The sequence below is a fragment of the Vibrio sp. D401a genome (assembly GCF_030248515.1).
GTDB lineage: Bacteria > Pseudomonadota > Gammaproteobacteria > Enterobacterales > Vibrionaceae > Vibrio > Vibrio rotiferianus.
The window spans coordinates 1-3,237 of the sequence record NZ_JAHGAI010000028.1; the positions used below are offsets into that span (position 1 = coordinate 1).

Annotated in this window: 6 protein-coding genes; all 6 read right to left on the reverse strand. The window is 40.0% G+C overall.

From position 1 onward, the window contains the following. Positions 1-114: 114 nt before the first annotated feature. Positions 115-630, reverse strand: a complete 516-nt coding sequence (locus KIV41_RS12870; RefSeq protein WP_285336632.1) for a GNAT family N-acetyltransferase — start codon at positions 628-630, stop codon at positions 115-117. Positions 631-772: 142 nt separating this feature from the next. Then, a complete protein-coding gene (locus tag KIV41_RS12880) occupies positions 773-928 on the reverse strand; it encodes a hypothetical protein (protein ID WP_155397188.1) in 156 nt (51 codons plus the stop codon). Continuing rightward, positions 912-1,106, reverse strand: a complete 195-nt coding sequence (locus KIV41_RS12885; protein ID WP_038899752.1) for a hypothetical protein — start codon at positions 1,104-1,106, stop codon at positions 912-914. Before KIV41_RS12885 ends, KIV41_RS12880 begins: the two co-directional genes overlap by 17 nt. A gap of 1 nt (position 1,107) precedes the next feature. After that, on the reverse strand, positions 1,108-1,410 hold the full coding sequence (locus tag KIV41_RS12890) for a BrnT family toxin (RefSeq protein WP_038899751.1): 303 nt from the start codon (positions 1,408-1,410) through the stop codon (positions 1,108-1,110). Positions 1,411-1,735: 325 nt separating this feature from the next. After that, positions 1,736-2,212, reverse strand: coding sequence for a hypothetical protein (locus tag KIV41_RS12900; protein ID WP_285336633.1), 477 nt, complete (start codon positions 2,210-2,212; stop codon positions 1,736-1,738). A 106-nt stretch (positions 2,213-2,318) separates the two neighbouring features. Further along, positions 2,319-3,077: a hypothetical protein gene (locus KIV41_RS12905; protein ID WP_155243594.1), complete on the reverse strand. Its 759-nt coding sequence runs from the start codon at positions 3,075-3,077 to the stop codon at positions 2,319-2,321. Positions 3,078-3,237 lie beyond the last annotated feature (160 nt).

The following is a 3,237-nucleotide window of genomic DNA, read 5'->3' on the forward strand; positions in this document are numbered from 1 at the left end:
TCCTGTTTTATAACGCCGCGTTAAGTGGTGAGCAACGCATACCACTCGACTTAAAGTGTTGTGCCGTAAACACCAAGCGTTGGGAATCCGTCTTAAACGCATTGTTAGGTGAGTTTATAACCGCGCAGTGTAGACGCACACCTCACGCACTCTACCTTGAGCTTGAATTGTTTTGGTTCCAACATACGTTGTACCCAACTTGCATATAACCGATTTTGAACGCTCATTTTCAGTTAAATGCATAACTTTGAGTTTACTGAGACCTAAATTCTCTTTAGCGTACTCGATTAGTGCTCTAGAGCCTTCCGTAGCATAACCGACACCCCAAAAAGGAACACCCAACCAGTACCCTAGTGTCCCTTCTCCCCCTTCAATCCTAGGAAAGCTCACTGCTCCAATTAGATTATTGCTATTCTTTAAAACCAAAGCGTAAACGACACCTTTGCCAGTGTTGAATAATTCTTGGTGCGTTCTAATCCAGTCAACAGCATCGGTTAGCTCGTACGGGTGTGGAATATTCGCTGTCATATCCGAGATGACTTTTTCACCCGCTAGCTCCGCAACTCTTGCTGCATCAAACTCTGTGAAGGGTCTAAGAATCAATCTATTCGTTTCAATTGTTGCTTGCATAATTTCCCTATTCACCTAACGCTCTGTTAAGGTGTGAGCAACGCAATACCGAAGCTCCCGCATACCACCTTAAACACGAAACGCAACGCATAGCAAAAATGCCAAGCGTTGCGAATCACTCTTAAACAGTTTGTTAAATGACCTATGACTTCGGTCTTTTCATTTGGTTTAAATGATGCTGACGAATCTCTGGTGCTATTTGGCTTGGTTTGCTACTTTCATCTGACTTTTTTAAATAGAGCCAGTTCGTTTTGCCTTTGAGTGATTGAACGTCTGAAAGTTTAATTGTCTTTGTCATGCTCTCTCTCCTTTGGTGTACCAAACGCTTCAAGTTCCTTTTCGGTTGGAACGACACTATCTGGATCACTGAGGGCTGCCTCATTAATTTCTCTATCAGATAGCGCTTCAAGTTGCTTTTTGTCAGTTTGCCCGCGAGAGAACTTCAAATTCTCAATTGATACCTTTTTGATTGTCATATTACACCACCTGAGAGTATGGCTTCATAAAACCTCTCTCATAAGATTTTTTTTCACGAGAGTTAGCTTTACGTGCTGAGATTAATCTAATATTACCACTTGATTGCCTCTCTGTATAAATCACAAACAAGATACCATATTTTGTCTTGCCAATCGTTTGAAACCTAGCTTCACCATAGTCATAGCGTGTATCTTCTCTTTCAATTCTGCTAGCATCAAGAAAAACGTGTACAGCATCAGCAAAATCAATTCTATGTTTTGCCAAATTTATTAAGTTTTTGTTCTCATCCCACTCAAATTCCATAGTTTGCCCTTTTGCTCTCATATGAGTGCGAGTGAGTATAGAATTTCAAAGCGTAAATGCGATTTACCAATATCTTTAGTTCGCGCTAACTCAATATACATCATACCTCGATTACATTAAGTTGCACCGATTTGAAAGGTCATTTAACGCCCTGTTAAGGTGTGAGCAAACGCAATGCCGAAGCTCCCGCATACCACCTTAAACACTAAACTCAACGCATACTAAAAATGCCACGCGTTGCGAATCACTCTTAAACAGTTTGTTATACCACTGTCTCAACGTTTTTCACTGAATGCCATCTCACAAACAGCCTTTTTACAAACACCTAGTATTCAACAATATCGTCTTCACATAATGGAATAGGTCGAAACTGTTCCGGGGGAGCATGAGAAATTGCGTTCCTTAGGTTTGCCCAAAGTAGCAACTCGTCGATCTCATGTTGTTCGATTTGATAACCACTGTTAACTAAAGCTTCTAGTTTTGACTTAAGCCCGAACAGCTTCTTGGCATTTTTATCTACAAGCTGATAAGTGATAACTGCTTCAATTAATCCCTGAAGCCTCCAGAGAGCAAACTGCCAAAGATACTGATTATCGGTATAACGATAGTAAGCAACATCATCAAGGATATCATCCGCAGTTTCAGAGCTTTCACTACGAACCCTTGCGGCTTCAGATTCATACTGATGATTTCGCGCTTCTATCATTTCACGCACAATTGATACTGCATGATCGAAGTCGGATTCAGTTACACCATAAACCCAGTAGTCATTCTCTGTCAGATTTTTTAATAGCTCACGCATTTTATCTCCGAAGTGGTATAACGCCGCATTAAGGTGTGAGCGACGCTTGGCTATACTTGAGCGAAGCGAAAATGCCAAGCGTTGCGAATCACTCTTAAATGCTTTGTTATAACTCTGAGTCACACTTTGTCACCGTAAACTTATACGTAGACTCAACTTCTTCTGCAACAATGACATAATCTCCACTTAAGTATGTTATGTGTTGCCCTTCATTCAGCTTGCAGTAACTATAGCGTTCCATCTCAAAGTTATAGGCAAACCACTTAACAGCGACACCGACCTTATCTGTATACCAAGAATTATCTTTAGCAAATGATAGACATAGAGCCATTATCGTAACGCATGCGAATACCCTACCAAAAAATAAAAGACCAGATTGTGGCTTTAATGTCTTTATGAAGTCCAGCAACAATAGTTGTTTAATTGAGGTATTTTTAATTGAAAATGCCGAGGTGAGAGCTACCAATGCAATGACAGGCATCATCACAAAGATTCCTGATAGCGATAAAGTTACTGGAATTAAAAGTACTGAAGACAAGGTTATAGTGTAACCAAATGGACTATTTGGAACCTCCAAGAACGAGTTCACAATTGATGAAGAAAATGCCAAATTAAACGTACTTCCTGCGACTAAGATTATCGCCCAAAATGCCTTAGCGAAAATCATGGAGCTCAATTTTGCCAATATTGAATTCAACCAAATAAATGCACCGCATATGAAGAAACTAAAACTTAGCCAATATGAAGGAAAAGGTAATACGCTAGGAAGCAGTAAGGTAACCAAGAAAGCAAAACCCAAAGCGTAAGCGGCCTCTTCATTGGACAACGAAGCTACTTTATTTTTGTACAGATTAGTAATTTCCAAAAGCATACCTTCCTGTGAGAGTTATAACGCCCTGTTAAGGTGTGAGCAACGCAATACCGATGCTTCCGCATACCACCTTAAACACTAAAATCAACGCATAGTAAAAATGTCACGCGTTGCGAATCACTCTTAAACAGATTGTTATATTTTATTTTTTAGG

Excerpts from the sequence above, each read along its gene's own strand:
- KIV41_RS12870 (WP_285336632.1), bottom strand. The coding sequence starts at position 630 with ATGCAAGCAACAATTGAAACGAATAGATTGATTCTTAGACCCTTCACA.
- KIV41_RS12880 (WP_155397188.1), bottom strand. The coding sequence starts at position 928 with ATGACAAAGACAATTAAACTTTCAGACGTTCAATCACTCAAAGGCAAA.
- KIV41_RS12885 (WP_038899752.1), bottom strand. The coding sequence starts at position 1,106 with ATGACAATCAAAAAGGTATCAATTGAGAATTTGAAGTTCTCTCGCGGG.
- KIV41_RS12890 (WP_038899751.1), bottom strand. The coding sequence starts at position 1,410 with ATGGAATTTGAGTGGGATGAGAACAAAAACTTAATAAATTTGGCAAAA.
- KIV41_RS12900 (WP_285336633.1), bottom strand. The coding sequence starts at position 2,212 with ATGCGTGAGCTATTAAAAAATCTGACAGAGAATGACTACTGGGTTTAT.